17 protein-coding genes are annotated in these 18,842 nt (G+C 60.0%); 8 read left to right on the plus strand and 9 right to left on the minus strand.

The genetic code is table 11. From position 1 onward, the window contains the following. The first annotated feature begins 15 nt into the window (after positions 1-15). Both NE357_RS04765 and NE357_RS04770 read left to right on the plus strand, forming a co-directional pair. Complete coding sequence (locus tag NE357_RS04765) at positions 16-495, plus strand: hypothetical protein (RefSeq protein ID WP_169428936.1); 480 nt, start codon at positions 16-18, stop codon at positions 493-495. Positions 496-726: 231 nt separating this feature from the next. Beyond that, entirely contained in the window at positions 727-1,629 is a 903-nt protein-coding gene (locus NE357_RS04770; protein WP_169428937.1) for a DMT family transporter, read from the plus strand. Positions 1,630-1,649: 20 nt separating this feature from the next. Here NE357_RS04770 and NE357_RS04775 read toward each other — a convergent pair whose 3' ends face one another. The 4 genes from NE357_RS04775 to NE357_RS04790 form a co-directional block, all read right to left on the minus strand. Beyond that, positions 1,650-2,159, minus strand: coding sequence for a DUF2165 family protein (locus tag NE357_RS04775; protein WP_169428938.1), 510 nt, complete (start codon positions 2,157-2,159; stop codon positions 1,650-1,652). A gap of 135 nt (positions 2,160-2,294) precedes the next feature. Continuing rightward, positions 2,295-3,269 carry a 2-hydroxyacid dehydrogenase gene (locus NE357_RS04780; protein WP_169428939.1) on the minus strand — a complete coding sequence of 325 codons (975 nt, stop codon included), beginning with the start codon at positions 3,267-3,269 and terminating at the stop codon, positions 2,295-2,297. Between the two features lie 117 nt (positions 3,270-3,386). Next, positions 3,387-3,845 (minus strand): hypothetical protein, encoded by a 459-nt coding sequence (locus NE357_RS04785; RefSeq protein ID WP_169428940.1) that lies wholly within the window; start codon positions 3,843-3,845, stop codon positions 3,387-3,389. A gap of 141 nt (positions 3,846-3,986) precedes the next feature. Continuing rightward, positions 3,987-4,955, minus strand: coding sequence for a LysR family transcriptional regulator (locus tag NE357_RS04790; RefSeq protein ID WP_169428941.1), 969 nt, complete (start codon positions 4,953-4,955; stop codon positions 3,987-3,989). A gap of 182 nt (positions 4,956-5,137) precedes the next feature. Between NE357_RS04790 and NE357_RS04795 the strand changes: the two genes are divergently transcribed. The 4 genes from NE357_RS04795 to NE357_RS04810 all read left to right on the plus strand — a co-directional run bounded on the left by NE357_RS04795 (position 5,138) and on the right by NE357_RS04810 (position 10,040). Further along, a complete protein-coding gene (locus NE357_RS04795; protein WP_169428942.1) occupies positions 5,138-6,637 on the plus strand; it encodes an efflux transporter outer membrane subunit in 1,500 nt (499 codons plus the stop codon). 139 nt (positions 6,638-6,776) lie between these two features. Further along, the gene (locus NE357_RS04800; protein ID WP_169428943.1) at positions 6,777-8,969 is read left to right on the plus strand and encodes an FUSC family protein; all 2,193 of its coding nucleotides are present in this window, start codon (positions 6,777-6,779) and stop codon (positions 8,967-8,969) included. After that, positions 8,959-9,159, plus strand: a complete 201-nt coding sequence (locus NE357_RS04805; RefSeq protein WP_003221811.1) for a DUF1656 domain-containing protein — start codon at positions 8,959-8,961, stop codon at positions 9,157-9,159. The genes NE357_RS04800 and NE357_RS04805 overlap by 11 nt, the downstream gene beginning before the upstream one ends. A gap of 17 nt (positions 9,160-9,176) precedes the next feature. Continuing rightward, the gene (locus NE357_RS04810) at positions 9,177-10,040 is read left to right on the plus strand and encodes an efflux RND transporter periplasmic adaptor subunit (RefSeq protein ID WP_085746982.1); all 864 of its coding nucleotides are present in this window, start codon (positions 9,177-9,179) and stop codon (positions 10,038-10,040) included. 43 nt (positions 10,041-10,083) lie between these two features. Here NE357_RS04810 and NE357_RS04815 read toward each other — a convergent pair whose 3' ends face one another. Beyond that, positions 10,084-10,482, minus strand: coding sequence for a DUF4440 domain-containing protein (locus NE357_RS04815; RefSeq protein ID WP_169428944.1), 399 nt, complete (start codon positions 10,480-10,482; stop codon positions 10,084-10,086). After that, on the minus strand, positions 10,479-11,849 hold the full coding sequence (locus NE357_RS04820) for an MFS transporter (RefSeq protein WP_169428945.1): 1,371 nt from the start codon (positions 11,847-11,849) through the stop codon (positions 10,479-10,481). The genes NE357_RS04815 and NE357_RS04820 overlap by 4 nt, the downstream gene beginning before the upstream one ends. 109 nt (positions 11,850-11,958) lie before the next feature. Here NE357_RS04820 and NE357_RS04825 point away from each other — a divergent pair, with 109 nt between their 5' ends. Then, positions 11,959-12,840 (plus strand): LysR family transcriptional regulator, encoded by an 882-nt coding sequence (locus NE357_RS04825; RefSeq protein WP_169428946.1) that lies wholly within the window; start codon positions 11,959-11,961, stop codon positions 12,838-12,840. A 100-nt stretch (positions 12,841-12,940) separates the two neighbouring features. Here NE357_RS04825 and NE357_RS04830 read toward each other — a convergent pair whose 3' ends face one another. Together NE357_RS04830 and NE357_RS04835 are read right to left on the minus strand one after the other, a co-directional pair. After that, complete coding sequence (locus NE357_RS04830) at positions 12,941-13,765, minus strand: SDR family oxidoreductase (RefSeq protein ID WP_169428947.1); 825 nt, start codon at positions 13,763-13,765, stop codon at positions 12,941-12,943. A gap of 36 nt (positions 13,766-13,801) precedes the next feature. Further along, complete coding sequence (locus NE357_RS04835) at positions 13,802-14,266, minus strand: multidrug transporter (RefSeq protein ID WP_169428948.1); 465 nt, start codon at positions 14,264-14,266, stop codon at positions 13,802-13,804. Positions 14,267-14,449: 183 nt separating this feature from the next. On the opposite strand from NE357_RS04835, the gene NE357_RS04840 reads away from it, so the two are divergent. Beyond that, a complete protein-coding gene (locus NE357_RS04840; RefSeq protein WP_249314376.1) occupies positions 14,450-17,269 on the plus strand; it encodes an RHS repeat domain-containing protein in 2,820 nt (939 codons plus the stop codon). Between the two features lie 76 nt (positions 17,270-17,345). Here the strand turns inward: NE357_RS04840 and NE357_RS04845 are convergent, their stop codons facing one another. Further along, positions 17,346-18,797, minus strand: a complete 1,452-nt coding sequence (locus tag NE357_RS04845; RefSeq protein WP_169428949.1) for a mannose-1-phosphate guanylyltransferase/mannose-6-phosphate isomerase — start codon at positions 18,795-18,797, stop codon at positions 17,346-17,348. Positions 18,798-18,842: the final 45 nt, after the last annotated feature.

The following is an 18,842-nucleotide window of genomic DNA, read 5'->3' on the forward strand; positions in this document are numbered from 1 at the left end:
AAAAGGTGAAACGTCATGGCGGAAGAAAAATTGTGGGAGGAAGGATTTGAAGGCGTTACTCCAGGCCGGCATCAGACCCTCAAGCTTGCCCATTTTGATATTGAACTAAAAACGACATGGGGAACTGCAGATGTTCCATTGAACTGTCGTAGTGCTACACCGACGGAAACTGACGCTGGATTCCTAGGCAATGTGCTTGAGTTTTCTGGTGACTCCATGTCCGAAGGTGTGCGCGCACAAATGAAGGTTACCCTGAAATCGGAGGAGCGAATTCTGCGCATCAGATGCAAATTGATTTCCACGTTCAACGCAGTTGTCCAGATTTTCAATCAGGATGGTCGATTTGTGGATGAAATCAACGTGAGTGACGGTCAGTTCGATTACTCAATTCGTGATAGTCAGTGGGACAGCATTGGTTGGTTGTCTATGTTTTACACACTCGATTATTCCGGCCCCACTGTCGATGGTTTTGAAGGTTATACGTGGAAAGTATAGTTTTTCGGATGGCCCAGAACGTTGCAGATCCAGTCGGTCTGCAACGTTGTTGCGCAAATTGTATTGGTACCGGGCTTTCTGGTGATGTTCTCGTTGAGACTCACCGCCTGTTCTCACATCCCCGCAGTCTTGAATACTTCGTGCCGTGCGGGTAGTTAAAAAGAGCAATTTTTTGCAAGCGTGAAAGCTCGTCCTCAGCAGACACTGAAACCCAATCGAGGAGTGTCTGCCATGAACCTGTCGTTGTATTTGTTGACCGTGCTGATCTGGGGCACCACCTGGATTGCCCTGAAGTGGCAACTGGGCGTGGTGGCGATTCCGGTGTCAATCGTCTATCGCTTCGGCCTTGCCGCGCTGGTGCTGTTTGCGCTGTTGCTGCTCAGCCGTCGTCTGCAACCGATGAACCGGCGCGGGCATCTGATCTGCGTGGCGCAGGGCTTGTGCCTGTTCTGCGTCAACTTCATGTGCTTCCTGACTGCCAGCCAATGGATTCCCAGCGGTCTGGTGGCGGTGGTGTTTTCCACCGCGACCTTGTGGAACGCGCTGAATGCACGGGTGTTCTTCGGTCAACGCATCGCGCGCAATGTGCTGATGGGCGGGGCGCTGGGGCTGGGCGGACTGGGCCTGTTGTTCTGGCCGGAACTGGCCGGGCATCACGCCAGTCCGCAAACCTTGCTCGGCCTCGGTCTGGCGCTTTGCGGCACTTTGTGTTTCTCGGCGGGCAACATGCTCTCCAGCCTGCAACAGAAGGCCGGCCTCAAACCGTTGACCACCAATGCCTGGGGCATGGCCTACGGCGCGGCGATGCTGTCGGTGTGGTGCCTGATCAAAGGCATTCCGTTCGAAATGGAATGGACGTCGCGCTACATCGGTGCGCTGCTGTACCTGGTCATCCCCGGTTCGGTGATCGGCTTCACCGCTTACCTGACCCTGGTCGGTCGCATGGGGCCGGAGCGCGCAGCCTATTGCACGGTGCTGTTCCCGGTCGTGGCGCTTAATGTTTCGGCATTTGCCGAGGGCTACCAATGGACGGCGCCGGCGTTGGCGGGGTTGGTGCTGGTGATGTTGGGCAATGTGTTGGTGTTCCGCAAACCCCGCGCACCGATACGGCCGACTCAAGGCAAACTGGCCTGAGGTTATTGGGCGCCGGATATTCAGCGCTCAATTTTTATGGCGATGTAAATCAATAATGGAAATATAAAGTCGACAATGTGTCGGGCCCAGTCCTTGGCATTCCATGTTTGTGAAGTATCCATGTCGAACCATTCAACGCCAATGGTTTGCAGACCGACATAATAAACAAACATGGCGATCATCAAACCAATGATCGAGAGTTTCTTGGCTTCGTGGAAGGCGTCTGCCGATTCGTTGATTTTTCGATAAAGGTGGTAAGTGCCCAGCAGGCAACAAATGGTGTAAATCACTTCAAGGGTAATGATCAACCAGTAAATACGGTGGTGCAGCATGGGCGAGGTAATTGCCCGATGTCGTATGTTTTCGTTGATCTGAGTGGTGTCCATGCTGAGGATGTGCCCGACATATTCATAGTTTGATGGATAGTCGGTGAAGTTGCTGTACATCACTAGAATGCCGAAAAAACTGATGTAAGCCATCAAGATGACTTTGCTGTAGCGGATGAGTTGGTCGGTGCCGAGGTTTCTCAAGGTTAATGTCTCCAGAAAGTTTTAATTTTTGGAGATTCTATAGCGGAAGGAACTGGTCAGTTATTCAGTTCAATTGCAAGTTATGTGCGTCAGATCAGTGATCGGGCAAGTACTGCACAGTACTTGCCCGATTTATTATCCGCGCCAGACTTGCGGATTGACCAGATCCTGCGGCCGTTCGCCAAGCAGGGCGCTGCGCAGATTGGCCAGTGCACGGTTGGCCATGGCTTCGCGGGTTTCATTGGTCGCCGAGCCGATGTGCGGCAAGGTCACTGCATTTTTCAGCTGGAACAGCGGCGACTCGGCCAGCGGCTCTTTTTCGTAGACGTCGAGACCGGCGCCGCGTATGCGGTTGTTCTGCAACGCTTCGATCAAGGCTGGCTCGTCGACCACCGGGCCACGGGAAATGTTCACCAGAATGGCGCTCGGCTTCATCAGTGCCAGTTCGCGATGGCTGATCAGGTGGCGGGTCTTGTCGCTGAGTGGCACGACCAGGCAGACGAAGTCGGCTTCAGCCAGCAGTTGGTCAAGGCTGCGAAATTGTGCGCCGAGTTCCTGTTCCTGTTCGGTCTTGCGGCTGTTGCCGCTGTAGATAATCGGCATGTTGAAGCCGAAGCGTCCGCGACGGGCGACGGCCGCGCCGATATTGCCCATGCCGACGATGCCCAGGGTCTTGCCGTGTACGTCGCAGCCGAACAGTGGTGCGCCGACGCTGGCTTGCCACTGGCCGGCCTTGGTCCAGGCGTCCAGTTCGGCGACGCGGCGGGCGCTGCTCATGATCAGGGCGAAGGCCAGGTCGGCGGTGCTTTCGGTGAGGACGTCCGGGGTGTTGGTGAGCATGATCCCGCGTTCGTTGAAGTAGGCGAGGTCGTAGTTGTCGTAGCCGACGGAGACGCTGGAGACGACTTCAAGTTTTGCGGCATTTTCCAGTTGGGCCTTGCCGAGTTTGCGACCGACGCCGATCAGACCGTGGGCGTGGGGCAGGGCTTCGTTGAACTGGGCGTTGATGTCGCCGTTTTTCGGGTTGGGGACGATGACGTCGAAGTCCTGTTGCAGGCGTTCGATCATGGGGGGGGTGATGCGGCTGAAGGCGAGGACGGTTTTTTTCATTGAAGGAGAGCTCGTCGGGCGGCTGGATGCCAAGCAAGCTAACATTCTTGTCGAGGGTTAGGCGAGTACCTCGCTGCCTACCCCTTAGGGCGGCAGCAAGGCGCTGCGATTGCGGTATTAATTTTTTACCTCACTCCATCCAGTGACATTGATTTTGCCAACTGCCTGATGGCGTTTGCCTTCATCCCGAATACCGACGTTGAACTCTGCTTTGAATTCACCTGTTTTGATATCAATTTTTTCGACAGTGAAATGTCCTGATTTCTGGTCGGTCACGTAGTTCCTGCTGTACGTTTCACCGTGCTCATCAATCCACACTTCTCGAAAGTTAGGGACGATAGGAACGGCAGCGTTGGGCAGCTCATAGCGTTTAGCTTGGATGTCCGGAGATACCACGAGGCTGAATTCATTCCATTCGGTATCGCTGATTTCCTGCTTGGAAATTAAGTAAATTCCCCCAATGGAACTGCCATCGAAGAAGAACGTGACGCGACCTTCGAAATCGGGAAACTTGAAACCATGAATCTTGGCGTCAAGTGTGCCAACGTCTGCAACTGTTTTGATATCAGCGAACATGGTAGTGCTCCTTCGAATGAACTGTGAACTGACGTCACAGAGCTTTAATTCGAAGGAGTTTTTTGACCACTGTCATAAATGACAGTTTTTCAGAACAAATTGCTATAGTCGGGCTACCATTTCATATCGTGTGGCCATGAATCAGTTGGCCACCCGCACCCCCGCGATACTCCCACTCATTTCATAAGCCGCCAATTCCGCCTGATGCCCCGCCAGAATCTCCGGCAACGAACCACGCAAGTACTCAACCCACGTCTTGATCTTCGCATCCAGATATTGCCGCGAGGGGTAGATCGCATACAGGTTCAGCTCTTGCGAGCGGTAGTTCGGCATCACTCGCACCAGTGTGCCGTTGCGCAAGCCTTCGATCGCCGCATACACCGGCAACACACCCACCCCCATGCCGCTGGTGATCGCGGTTTTCATCGCGTCGGCGGAGTTCACCAGGAAGGGGGAGCTGTTGATGGTGACCATTTCCTGGCCTTCAGGGCCGTCGAAAGCCCATTTTTCCAGGGGGATCACCGGGCTCACCAGGCGCAGGCAGGCGTGGTTCAGCAGGTCACTGGGTTTTTGTGCGCAGCCGTTTGCCTTCACATAGGCCGGGGAGGCGCAGACGATGCTGTAGGTGATGCCCAGGCGTTGCGAAACGAAACCCGAATCCGGCAGTTCGCGGGCCAGGACGATGGACACGTCGTAGCCTTCGTCGAGCAGGTCCGGCACGCGGTTGGCCATGGTCAGGTCGAAGGTCACGTCCGGGTGGGTCTTGCGATAGCGGGCGATGGCGTCGATCACGAAGTGCTGGCCGATGCCGGTCATGGTGTGCACTTTCAATTGTCCGGCCGGGCGGGCGTGGGCCTCGCTGGCTTCGGCTTCGGCCTCTTCGACGTAGGCGAGGATCTGCTCGCAGCGCAGCAGGTAGCGCTTGCCGGCTTCGGTGAGGGCGATGCGCCGGGTCGTGCGGTTCAGCAGGCGGGTTTGCAGGTGGGCCTCAAGGTTGGAGACCGCGCGCGAGACGTTGGCGGTGGTGGTGTCGAGTTGCACGGCCGCGGCGGTGAAGCTGCCCGCTTCGGCCACACAACTGAAGGCGCGCATGTTTTGCAAAGTGTCCATGGGGTGCTCTCAAGGGAGATGGCAAATTGTGACACGAAGTTTCAGGGGCTGAGACCCCCGACCAAGGGATTATCTCGTTAACCGTAACAAAGATTCGCAGAAAACCCAGCTTATCGCCGTTCAGGGCGCCCCCTAGAATTGCGCACACCTCGAAACATCCCCCACCTCAGGAATTCGCAGCAGTGCCGCGTCGCATCAACAGAGCGCTTTTATCGCTCAGTGTTCTGGCTATTTCGTTAGGTCTCAGCGGCTGCATCGGAACCGGAGGCATTGCTCCGCAGGGCAAGGCTCTGGAGGCCAATGAACTGGCCACCGACGAGGCCATCGCCCACGCCGCCCGTGACGCAAACTGGCCCACCGCCCAATGGTGGCAGGCCTATGGCGACCCGCAACTCAACCGCTGGATCGACCTGGCCGTGCAAGGCAGCCCGACGATGGCGATGGCCGCCGCGCGAGTGCGTCAGGCGAGATCCATGGCCGGTGTCGCCGAAGCCGCCGAGTCGTTGCAGATCAATGGCGAGTCGACCCTCAAGCGCCACAACTGGCCGACCGACCAGTTCTACGGTCCCGGTGAGCTGGCCAACAGCACCACCTGGGACAACAACGCCGCGCTGGGTTTCAGTTACGCCCTCGACCTCTGGGGCCGTGAAAGCAACAGCACCGAGCGGGCCGTCGATCTGGCGCACATGAGCGCTGCCGAGGCGCGTCAGGCGCAGCTCGAATTGCAGAACAACATCGTGCGCGCCTACATCGAACTGTCACTGCACTACGCCCAGCGCGACATCGTCGCGGCGACGCTCAAGCAGCAACAGCAGATTCTCGAGCTGGCACAGAAACGTCTGGACGGCGGGATCGGCACCCACTTCGAAGTCAGCCAGGCCGAAACCCCGCTGCCGGAAACCCATCGGCAACTGGATGCGCTGGACGAAGAAATCGCCCTGAGCCGCAACCAGATCGCTGCACTGGCCGGCAAAGGGCCGGGCGCTGGCGCGCAGTTGCAACGGCCGACCCTGTCCCTCGGTGCGGCGCTGAAGTTACCGTCGGCACTGCCTGCCGAACTGCTCGGCCAGCGTCCGGACGTGGTCGCCAGTCGCTGGCAAGTGGCGGCGCAGGCTCGCGGGATCGATGTGGCGCACGCCGGGTTCTACCCCAACGTCGATCTGGTCGGCAGCCTCGGCTACATGGCCACCGGTGGCGGGGCGCTGGAGTTTCTGACCGGCAAGAAGCTCAACTACAACGTCGGGCCGGCGATCTCGCTGCCGATCTTTGACGGTGGTCGACTGCGTGCCGAACTCGGTGAAGCGTCAGCGGGTTATGACATCGCCGTGGCGCATTACAACCAGACCCTGGTCAATGCGCTGAAGAACATCTCGGATCAGTTGATCCGCCGCGAGTCGATGGACAAGCAGCAGACGTTCGCCGCCGAATCGGTGGCTACGGCGCAGAAGACTTACGACATCGCAATGATCGCCTACCAGCGCGGGCTCACCGATTACCTCAACGTGCTCAATGCGCAGACCCTGCTGTTCAAGCAGCAGCAAGTGCAGCAGCAGGTGCAGGCGGCGCGCTTGAGTGCCCATGCGGAACTGGTGACGGCATTGGGCGGCGGCCTTGGTGCGGGTAAAGACGTCCCGACTTTTGAGCAGACCGCCGCACCGAAAACCCCGGCCCTCCTGCGTTGAACACACAACCCCTGTGGGAGCGGGCTTGCTCGCGAAGAGGGAGTGTCAGACAGCCCATTTGTTGTCTGACACAGCGCATTCGCGAGCAAGCCCGCTCCCACAGTTTCTCCGGTTCGACTGACTTTTTGAGCAAGACCAAATGACTCACCTGCCCGCACCTTTGCGCTGGCTCTACTCCCTGGAATGGCGCCGGGGTTTCTTCGACTGGGCACGCAGCGACGGCGTGACCTGGGTCTACATCTTCAAGGTGTTGATCGCCGCATTCCTGACCCTGTGGCTGGCGATGCGCCTGGAGCTGCCGCAGCCGCGCACGGCGATGATCACCGTGTTCATCGTCATGCAGCCGCAGAGCGGCCAGGTGTTCGCCAAGAGTTTCTATCGCTTCCTCGGCACTCTGGCCGGGTCGGCGATGATGGTCACGCTGATTTCCTTGTTCGCCCAGAACACTGAACTGTTCCTCGGCTCGCTGGCGATCTGGGTCGGGATCTGCTCGGCCGGCGCCGCTCGTTGCCGCAACTTCCGCGCCTACGGTTTTGTGCTGGCCGGGTACACCGCCGCGATGGTCGGCCTGCCGGCACTGGCGCATCCTGACGGCGCGTTCATGGCGGCGGTGTGGCGGGTGCTGGAAATTTCGTTGGGGATTCTCTGCTCAACCCTGGTCAGCGCCGCGATCCTGCCGCAGACCGCCAGCGCAGCCATGCGCAACGCCTTGTATCAGCGCTTCGGTGTGTTCGCGTTGTTCGTCACCGACGGCTTGCGCGGGCGCAGCAAACCGGAGGCGTTCGAGGCCAGCAACGTGCGCTTCATCGCTGAAGCGGTGGGGCTGGAAGGGCTGCGCAGCGTGACCGTGTTTGAAGACCCGCACATGCGTCGCCGTAACGGTCGGCTCAGTCGCCTGAACAGCGAATTCATGGGTATCACCACCCGTTTCAACGCCTTGCATCAGTTGCTCGAACGCCTGCGCCGCAACGGTGCCGACCATGTGGAGGCAGCGATCAAACCGGGTCTGCAGGATCTGGCCGAAGTGCTCGACGGCTTCAGCGGCCGCGCCCTGACCAGCCCGGATGCGGCGCGTCTGGTAACGGCGCTGACCGCTTACAAGGAAGGGTTGCCGGCGCGGGTGCGCAGTCTGCGGGCGGCCTTCCAAGAGAGCGATCCGAGCGACGCCGAGCTGCTGGATTTCCACACCGCGTACGAATTGCTCTATCGCTTCGTCGATGACCTGCACGGTTATGCACAGACCCACGCCTCGCTGGCCGATCACAGCCACGAGCGCGAACGCTGGGACGAACCGTTCACCCCGCAAACCAGTTGGTGGGCGGCCGCGGCTTCAGGGATTCGAGCCGCGTTTATCCTCGTCGTACTCGGCAGTTACTGGGTCGCCACCGCGTGGCCGAGCGGCGCGACCATGACCCTGATCGCCGCTGCCACCGTGGGCCTGTCCGCCGCCACGCCGAACCCGAAACGCATGGCGTTCCAGATGGCCTGCGGCACATTCCTCGGGGCGTTGATCGGCTTCGTCGAGATGTTTTTCATCTTCCCGTGGATCGATGGTTTCCCGTTGCTGTGTGTGATGCTCGCACCGGTGATCGTGCTCGGCTCGTTCCTCGCTTCGCGACCGCAATACGCCGGTGTCGGTCTCGGTCTGCTGATCTTCTTCAGCACCGGTTCGGTGCCGGACAACCTGACGATCTACAACCCGTACACCTTCATCAACGACTACATCGCCATGGTCATGGGCATGCTGGTCTGCGCGGCGGCGGGCGCAATCATTCTGCCGCCGAACAGCCGCTGGTTGTGGCGACGCCTGGAGCAGGATCTGCGCGGGCAAGTGGTGTACGCGATCAGCGGCAAACTCAAGGGCCTGGCGTCGAGTTTCGAAAGCCGTACCCGCGACTTGATGCATCAGGCTTACGGCCTGGCGGCCGGTCAGCCGCAGGTGCAGAAAAACCTGCTGCGCTGGATGTTCGTGGTGCTGGAAGTCGGTCACGCGATCATCGAGTTGCGCAAGGAACAGGCGATCCTGCCGGTGCACCCGGCGTATGCCGAATCGCAACCGTGGCGGCAGGCAATCCGGGTCATGGGGCGCTCGCTGGTGCGGCTGTTCCTGCAACCGAATTCAAGCAATCTGGAGCGCGCCCTGGTCGCCGTCGATCACGCGATCAGCCGGGTCGCCGCTACCGATGAACCGTTCGCCCCGCACTTCGATACCTCGGCGCTGCGGCGGGTGAAAAGCTATCTGCACTTCATCCGCACCTCGTTGCTCGACCCGCAATCACCCCTTGCTGCCTATGCCGTCGCCAAGCCCGAAGGACTTGCCCATGCCTCGTGAAATCGCCTTCCACGGCGTGTACATGCCGACCATGACCTTGATGTTTTTCGTCGCCGCGGCACTGGCCTGGGCGCTGGACCGGTTCCTTTCGGGGTTCGATCTGTACCGCTTCTTCTGGCACCCGGCGCTGCTGCGCCTGAGCCTGTTTACCTGTCTGTTCGGCGCGATGGCGCTGACCGTCTACCGTTGAGTCTGAGAATTGTCCCGATGAAAAAGTTTTTCAGCCTGCTCGCGACCCTGCTGGTGCTGGCCCTGGCGTTGTGGATCGGCCGTACGTTGTGGGAGCACTACATGAACACCCCGTGGACCCGCGACGGCCGGGTGCGCGCCGACATCATCAACGTCGCCGCTGACGTCACCGGTGAAGTGGTGGACGTGCCGGTACGTGACAACCAGTTGGTGAAAAAAGGTGATCTGCTGATGCAGATCGACCCCGAACACTATCGCCTGGCGGTGAAACAGGCGCAGTCGCTGGTGGCTTCGCGCAAGGCCACGTGGGAGATGCGCAAGGTCAACGCTCACCGCCGCGCTGACCTCGACAACCTGGTGATCTCCAAGGAAAACCGCGACGACGCCAGCAACATCGCCGACTCCGCACTGGCCGATTACCAACAGGCCCAGGCGCAACTGGAAGCCGCCGAACTCAACCTCAAACGCACCGAAGTGCGGGCGGCGGTGGACGGCTACGTGACCAACCTCAATGTCCATCGCGGCGACTACGCCCGTATCGGCGAAGCGAAAATGGCCGTGGTCGACATGAATTCGTTCTGGGTCTACGGCTTCTTCGAAGAAACCAAACTACCTCACGTGCGCGTCGGCGACAAAGCCGACATGCAACTGATGAGCGGCGAAGTCCTCAAGGGCCACGTGGAGAGCATTTCCCGCGGCATCTACGACCGCGACAACCCGGAAAGCCGCGAGCTGATCGCCGATGTGAACCCGACCTTCAACTGGGTGCGCCTGGCGCAACGGGTACCGGTGCGGATTCACATCGATGAAGTGCCGGAGGGTGTGCTGCTGGCGGCGGGGATTACCTGCACGGTGGTGGTGAAGCAGGACGCTGCCGAGTAATCCTTTGGCGAGGGAGCAGGCTTCCTCGCCATAACCGACGGTGTCAGTCCTGGCAAAACGTTTCGTGCAGATGCCGCCAGATCACCCGTCCGGATTCGGTTTTTTCAAACACCACAGTTGAACGTCGATCCGTGTGCAATCCGCTCGCATCGGTCTGCTGTTCGCGATAACTCACCGTCGCGCCGCGTTCATGCAAAGCAATCCCGCGAAGCTCGTCGAGCTCGATCCTGAACCCGCTCCTCTTGCCGCCCACCGTTTGAAACAGCGCACGCAAGGCCTCGAAATCCAGCACGCGCCCCAGCGGCGTCACCATGGAAAACCGTGGCGAAAAACGCGCCAGCAATCGTTCAAGCGTTGCCTCTTCTTCCTCCACGGCAAACCATCGTTCGATGGCCTCATGGGCCCGGATCACTTCGTCAAAATAGTCGGTGTAGTCAGTCATGTGGATTTTTCCTGAAGGTGAGGTGAGCGCAGAAGGGCTAGCACTTTTGTCGAGTCGAAACGCAGTACGGCGGCCATCGGCAACAGCGTGAGCAGTGCAGCGGCGAGAAAGCAGTACTTGAATCCGTTGGCACCCAAGGCACCCAGCAATGAACTGAGCAGCGCTGCGCCGAGGCAGAAACCGAGCTGGCGGTTGATGTTCCACAGGGCGCTGGAGTGGCCCATTTTTTCCGGCGTGATGCCGACAAATGCCAGGGTCTGCGCGGTGACGCTGCACAGACTGCCGCCCAATCCCATCAGGGCATAGGCGAGGATCAACGGGCCGCTGGCGGGTTGATCGATCTGCATCAGCACGACGATGCCAAGGCATTGCAGCAGCATGCCGACAATCAGCAACGGCCTGGGACCGGTCCGGTTGAAGCTGCGTTTGCCAAGCATGATCGCCACGCCCGAGGCCGCCGCCCAGGCCAGCATCAGCGCCCCGGTTTGCGCTGCACCGAAACCGAGGTCGTGCAGATACAACACGGCAATCATGTTGGTGCCGGTAAAGATGCCGGGCACAAACAGATAGATCAGCATCGCCAGGCGCAATGACGGGTTCTTGATCAATTGCAGATCAAGGACTGCACCCGGTCTGTTCCAGCCATCTCGCAGGTAGATCCACAAGGTGATGACGCTGAGCAGCAGCACACCGCCCGCGAGATGTCGGGTTGCGGGCGCACTCGCGAGACTCACGGCAATCAACAACAGACTCAGCGCGGAAACGGCCAGCAGCAGGCCGCGAGCGTCCAGTGTCGGGCGTGTGCTTGTTGCCTGATCCGCTTTCAACCAGAGCAGGCCCAGACCGAAAGCGAAAAGTGCCACCGGCATGTTCAGGTAGAAAATCCAGCGCCACGACAACGCCTCGACGATCAAGCCACCCGCCGCCGGCGACAGGGCCGGCACCATCAACGTCACCAGCAAAACCACACCGGTGAAGTGCGCGCGTTGTGTCGTCGGAAACTCTCGATAGGCCAAGGCCTGACCGACCGGAAGCAGCAACCCGCCACCCAGTCCTTGCAGCAGTCGCCAGCCGATCAGGCTTTCAATCGAGCTCGCCTGAGCGATGAGTCCGGAGGCGATCCCGAACAGCAAAAGCGAACCGAGGATCAGCCGCCGCTCGCCCACCCGTGCAGCCAGCCACACGCTCAACGGAATGATCAGCGTCAGCCCGAGCATGTAGGCGTTGGTGATCCAGGCCAGTTGCGTTACCGAGGCGTGCAGCTGTGCGGCAATGTCCGGGTAGGCAATGCTGGCGGCGAACATGTTCAGCAGGTCGAGGGCGAACCCCATCAGATACACCAGCGCGACTTTCGAGCGATAGGCCATGGCAGCTTTCCTGTGATGAGGCGTGCAGGGTAGTGCGCTGATGGCAATAGAAATACGCTGGTTTGGCTGCTAGTTTGTCAAAATTATTTTGACAGGGAGCGCTGTGAACATGGTCAGCCTGGATCGATTCGATACCTTCAAAGCCGTGGTCGAGGCCGGCTCGCTGACCGCCGCTGCCGACACGTTGGGGCAAACGCGGGCGGTGGTGAGCTTCAACCTCAAGCGCTTGGAAGAAGAGTTGGGCGTCACCTTGCTCACCCGCAACACCCGGCAACTGGCCCTGACCGATGCCGGCGAACGTTTTTATCGGCGCTGCCTGCGCACGCTGGACGAAGCGCGGCTTGCGATCGAGGAAGCACGTTCAGAGCACTCGCAGCTCAAGGGCACCCTGCGCATCACCACGACCGTGGAGTTCGCGCTGGCTCAGGTGGTGCCGGCGCTGGAAGTGTTTCGTCAGCAGCAGCCGCAACTGAACATTCACTTGTCCACATCTTCGACCCATGCCGATCTGATCTCCGAACGCTTTGACATGGCGATCCGCCTGGGCCGCATGCACGACTCCAATCTGCGGGCAGTGCAGTTGTCGACGTTCGAGGTATTTGCCGTGGCGGCGTCGGGGCTGGTCGAGCGATTTGTGCCGGTCGATACGCTGGCGGTGCTGGAGTCGATGCCGACGCTGGGGCATGGGCGAGTGCCGGAAATGACGGTCAGCGACCCGGCCGGCACCGAGCATATCTATCAGCCAAAACCGGGAACCACCGCCATCGTCGCCGACAACTCGGCGACCCTGCGCGCCTTTGCACTGACCGGGCAAGGCGTGGCGATTTTGCCGCAATGGCTGATTCAGGAAGACCTCGACGCCGGGCGATTACAGCGCTTGTTGCCGGATTACCGCTTCGCCCAGCAAGGCGTTTACGCACTGTACCCGGACACCCGGCACCTGCCGCTGAAGGTGCGGGCGTTCATTGATTTCATGAAGGGCTGGGGCTGAGTGTTGGCTGGCCTGGCCTCTTCGCGAGCAAGCCCGCTCCCACATTTGGAATGCATTCCCCTGTGGGAGCGGGCTTGCTCGCGAAAGCGTCAACTCGGTCTCAGAGCTTTGCGCGTAAGCCGAAGCGCTTCATCAACGTTAATTCCAGCAACCCTTTCGGCAGCAAAGTCGCCAGCAACGGCAATGCCCGGCTGCCATTGCCGATGCGGATCAGTCGCGGTGGCTTGCTCTGCTGCACAGCCTTGAGCAACTCGGCGGCGAAGTCGCTGGCCGGGGTCGGTTTGTCCTGCGAGGCCTTGGCCCGCGCCCGAATGCCTTCGCGTAACGGAAACCACGGCGATTGTTCGTTGATCAGTTGTTCGGCCTCATGCCCGGCATTCTTGGCGAAGCTCGATTGAATCGCCCCCGGCTGCACTTCCATCACGCGAATGCCGAACGGCGCCAGCTCCATGCGCAACGCATCACTCAGCGCATGCACCGCCGCTTTCGACGCGCAATAGGCGCCGGCAAATGGCGTGACCAGCACCCCGGAAACACTGCCGACATTCACCACCAGGCCCTTGGCCCGGCGCAGCACCGGGAACAGCGCGCGGGTCACGCCGACAATCGAAAACACGTTGGTTTCGAACTGGCGCTGCATGGCCGCAACACCGCCGTCGAGCAGCGGGCCCATGGCGCCGTAACCGGCATTGTTGATCAGCACGTCGAGGCCGCCGTGTTGCTGGTTGATCCGCTCGGCGAGTTGTTCCAGCGCTGCGTTGTCATTGACGTCGAGCTGCACCGCCGTGAACCCGGCTGCGCTGAGCGCCGCGACATCTTCAGCCTTGCGTGCACTGGCCCAGACCTCGTACCCGGCGCTTTTGAAGGCATCGGCGAGCGCGCGGCCGATGCCGCTGGAACAACCGGTAATCAACGCAACGGGCATGGCGCATTCCTTGTGCAAAAGTGTGGGGGGAGGGGATCAGTCGGAGAAACTACCCTGCAATCGCTCGGCGCGAAACTCCAGGGTTTGAGGGCGATAACCGGGTCGCAGCGGTGGCAGCGGCAAACAGTCTTCCCAATTGCCGCCGGCCTGCAATTCGCCTGGGCCGCGATAGCGTGGGGCGGCGTACTGATTGTCGGCCAGGTTCACGGTGTCGCCCGGCGCGTACGCTGCGATGCGCCAGCGCAGTTCAGTCAGCGGCACGTCGTTGCCGTTGTTCATCTTGAGCAGCAGCGGCCGGTCGGCAGGGCATTGTTCGGGGGCATAGACGATGCGCAGTTCAAGGCGCGCCAGTTGCTTGACCTCGCGGTTGTCCAGCCACACCACCCACATCGCCACCAGCCCGAGGCCCACAGCGGCAGCCATCGACACCGGCAAGGCCTTGGCCGGGTAGCGCAACAGCAGGATCAGCCAGGTGATGACCAGCAAGACGCCGATGAACATGTTCGAACGCTCCTTGAACTCGTGATGACCATCCTACCGAAGGGGCGCGGGAATGGACATTCACGGATTGAGCGAAGGTGCCGTTGGTCGGAACTGTAATTTCTGACAGTGGCCGAACGAGCGCTGAGCTTGCTCAGATGCCCGAGGCAGAAAGACATGCCGGTCGCGCGGGGAGCGCGCTCCATGAGTTTGCACATCAATACGCCGAGGATGTCTGCAGTCGACCCGCGCGGTCTGACGGTCCGCACGGTCGACTATTGTCGGGTCATCGAGGGCGGCCCGGTCGAGCCACGGATCAACCGCGTCCTTCATGACCTCGCGGGGCGTGCGGTGAAGCAGTGGGATCCGCGGCTTTGGCTGTCACAGACCGGCGACCCGCTGACACCGGCCAACCTGGCGCAGCTGTTTGCTCTGGACGCCACGGCGATTCGTTCGGACAGCGTCGATGCCGGCACGCAAATCGAGCTCAAGGGACTCGCCGCGCAAACGGTGTTCAGTTGGGACAGCCGCCAGACTCGCCGCCAGATCGAACACGATGACCTGCTGCGACCGGTCGCTATGTTCGAACAAGGGGCAAGCGAGCCTCGGCGTTGTGTCGAGCGCATGACCTACGGTCGTCCCGGCAGTGGGGATCAGTCGCGAAACCAGTACGGTCAGCTGATTCGTCATGACCATCCGGCGGGCAGCGTACTGTTCAACGGGTTTGCAATCAGCGGTCAGTGCACCGAAGACACCCGCCATTTCACTCTGGATCCGCTGACACCCGACTGGCCGGAGCTGGAAGCGGATCGTCTGCGGCTGCTGGAACCCGGCGCCGGTGCGACATCGCGGTGGCGCCATGGTGCGCTCGGCGATGTACTGGAGCAGACGGACGCCCGAGACAACCGACATACATTCGCGCTGACCGTCGATGGCCGCTTGCGCGAGCGTCGCTTGCAGTTGAAGGGTGAGCCTGAACAGATCCTGATCAGCGATATTCACTACAACGCTTATGGCAGTATCGAGCAGGAAACCGCTGGCAACGGTGTGCAGACCACCCGCGTATATCGGCCCGAAGACGGTCGCCTGATGGTCCGTCGGGACGAAGACACTCACGGTGGAGTGCTGCAACACTTGCATTATGGATACGACAGGACTGGCAATGTCCTGAGTATCGAAGACAAGGCGCTGCCGATCCGTTACTTCGCCAACCAGCGCATCGAGCCGGTCAGCCGCTTTGTCTATGACAGTCTTTATCAGTTGATCATGGCGTCCGGCTGGGAAGCCGGGAGTGCCAGTCAGGGCCCACATTCGATGGGGCGCGTCGATCCGGCGGCTGTCAGTAACTATCAGCAGACTTACGATTATGATCCCTCCGGCAACCTGCGCAGGCTGACTCATGCAGGCGCACAAAGTCATGGGCGCAAACTGCAACCGGCGAGTTACAGCAACCGCGCTCTGCCTTATGACGACGCACCTCCCGACGACGCTCAAATCGAAGCCGCATACGACCGCAGAGGCAACCTGTTGCAGCTGGAACCGGGGCGGATACTGAACTGGAACCTGCGCAACCAACTGCAATCGGTCAGTCCGGTGGAGCGTGCCTCCCGGCTCAACGACCAAGAGGTCTATCTCTACGCGTCTGGCAGTCAACGAGTACGCAAAATCCGCTCATTACGAACCAACGCCCGCACCCTGGTTTCCGATGTGCGCTATTTACCTGGACTGGAATTGCGCACCGACAACGGCACCGGCGAACGGTTGCAGGTCATCATTGCCGACAACGCTCAAGTACAGCATTGGGAAAGCCCGCCACCTTCGGGAATCAACAATCGGTATCGATACCAACATGTCGATCATCTGGGTTCGGTCTGTCTGGAAACCGCCGCTGACGGTGCGATGATCAACCGCGAAAGGTTTCACCCTTTCGGTACCAGCGCATGGCGGGACGGCGAATTCAGCTGCAAATTCGTTCGTTACTCGGGCAAGGAGCGCGATGCCTCCGGGTTCGACTACTTTGGTCTGCGTTACTACATCCCATGGCTGCAACGCTGGTCCAGTGCGGACCCTGCCGGTCATGGCGACGGTGCCAACCTCTACCGAATGGTTCGCAACAATCCGCTCACCTTCACCGATGACGAGGGGGCGGTCACGCGTAGAAGGCTGGCCAACGGATTGTGGCAACCTGTTATCGCGACGGGGGCTGATCGAATGATGGCCGGGGCTCTGGAGGTGAAAAGCGGCGCACCTCGGCGCGGAGTGCCCGCTACAGGCAGCTCTGGCAACATCCGAAAGGCGCTGGAGGTTGGTGAGCTGGGCAGGATTGAAGTCAGTACCCAACTGCTGGACCCCGCTCCCGGACGTTACTCGAACGAAACCGTCTCGCAGTTGAGCCGCCGTAACGGTGGCGCAGAGTTTATTTTCAGTGTGGATCGCATGACTTATTCCGGTGCTGGCAGTGGGGAATTCAATGCTTTGCGGATCGTCGATATTCCCAATGGCGAGATCCCTGACCAGAACAACGCGGTATCCGGTTATTGGGCGCCTCAGGGTGGTTATGTCGATATTCCGCTGCATCCGACAGGCACTCAGCCGGACTATGTATTTACCCCCGGTTTCAGCGGTTGCTCACTGACGGTGGATCAACTCAACGACAACGTGCTTCGTGTCCGGCATGTGGAAGGCGGAAAGGAAAATGCCCAATACAACGATCTCTCCGAAGGCCACGGAATGGGGCAGGCCGCCGCCATGGAATATCAGGATTACGGTTATGCACCGGATGATCAGGGCCGTCAGGAAAACCTCACGACCGGTTTCGCTTTCATGAAGTACGACCGCAAACAGCAGCAATGGAACATCCATTATCAGACCATTCAAGGCTCCAGCGGAATCGAGCGTTACAGCCCTGGCAGCACCGGCTTTTTCAAGAAAACCAATGCATCGGTTTCGGTTTATCCACAGACACGTATCAGGAAAACCATGAGCCGGGCAGTCATTCCGAGTGACAGGCGCAAGACGGGCTGAAAAAAAGCCCCCGCCCAACCCGCTGCGGATAGGGGACGCAGCGGGCTGGACGGGGGCTTCTTGTTTTGCGCAACGCTTACTGCGCGATGGTTTTCACCGACACGCCGCGTTCGATCGGAGTGGAGCGACCGTAGATGTCTTCGAAGCGCTCGATATCGTCTTCGCCCAGATACGAGCCCGACTGCACTTCGATGATTTCCAGCGGGATCTTGCCCGGGTTGCGCAGGCGATGCACCGAGGCGATCGGGATGTAGGTCGACTGGTTTTCAGTGAGCAGGAACACGTTCTCGTCGCAGGTCACTTCGGCAGTGCCGCTGACCACGATCCAGTGTTCGGCGCGGTGGTGGTGCATCTGCAGCGACAGGCATGCGCCCGGCTTGACCGAGATGTGCTTGACCTGGAAGCGCCCGCCCATGTCCACCGAGTCGTAGGAGCCCCACGGACGGTAGACTTCGCAGTGGTTCTGGGTTTCGCTGCGGCCCTGCTCGTTGAGCGTGTTGACCATCTGCTTGACGCCCTGAACCTTGTCCTTGTGGGCAATCATCATGGCGTCCTTGGTTTCGACCACCACGATGTTCTCCAGGCCGATCACTGACACCAGTTTGCCGTTGCCGTGGATCATGCAGTTCTTGCTGTCCTGGATCACCACATCGCCCTTGCTGACGTTGCCATTGGCGTCCTTCTCGTTGACTTCCCACAGCGACGACCAGCAACCGACATCGCTCCAGCCGGCGGTCAGCGGCACCACGCAGGCGCGCTGGGTTTTTTCCATCACGGAGTAGTCGATGGAGTTGTCCGGGCAGCAGGCGAAGGTGGCTTCGTCCAGTGTGACGGTGTCGGCATCCTGCTGGCTGCGCTCGAGGGTCAGCAGGCAGGTGTCGTAGATGTCCGGATCGTGCTTTTTCAGTTCTTCGAGGAAGCGGCTGGCGCGGAACAGGAACATGCCGCTGTTCCAGTAGTAACCGCCGGACTCGACGAACTCGGTAGCGCGTTTGACGTCGGGTTTTTCCACGAAGTGCGAGACGCGGCTCACGCCTTCGGGCAGCAGCGAATCACCGGTGGACTTGATGTAGCCGTAACCGGTTTCCGGTTTGGTGGCCGGCACGCCGAACAGCACCATCTCGCCATTTTCAGCGGCGACGGTGGCCAGGGCGAGGGCGCGTTGCAGGGCTTTCTGGTCTTCGAGGACGTGGTCGGCCGGCAGTACCAGCATCAGTTCGTCGCGACCTTCATTGACCAGCATCATCGCGGTCAGCGCCACGGCCGGCGCGGTGTTGCGGCCGAACGGTTCCATCAGGATGCGCTGGCATTCCAGATTGCGGCTGGCCAACTGCTCGTTGACGATGAAGCGGTGATCCTTGTTGCAGACCACGATCGGGGTGTCCATGCCTTCGAACACCAGACGCTCGAGGGTTTGCTGGAACAGCGTGTGTTCGCCGGTCAGGGCGAGGAACTGCTTGGGAAACTGCTTGCGCGAAAGCGGCCAAAGACGTGAACCGCTACCACCTGACAAGATCACCGGAATCATATTGTTTACTCCATAAAATCGATTTGTTTGGGCTTTTGTGGGAGG

Source organism: Pseudomonas sp. G7(2022) (assembly GCF_052660475.1).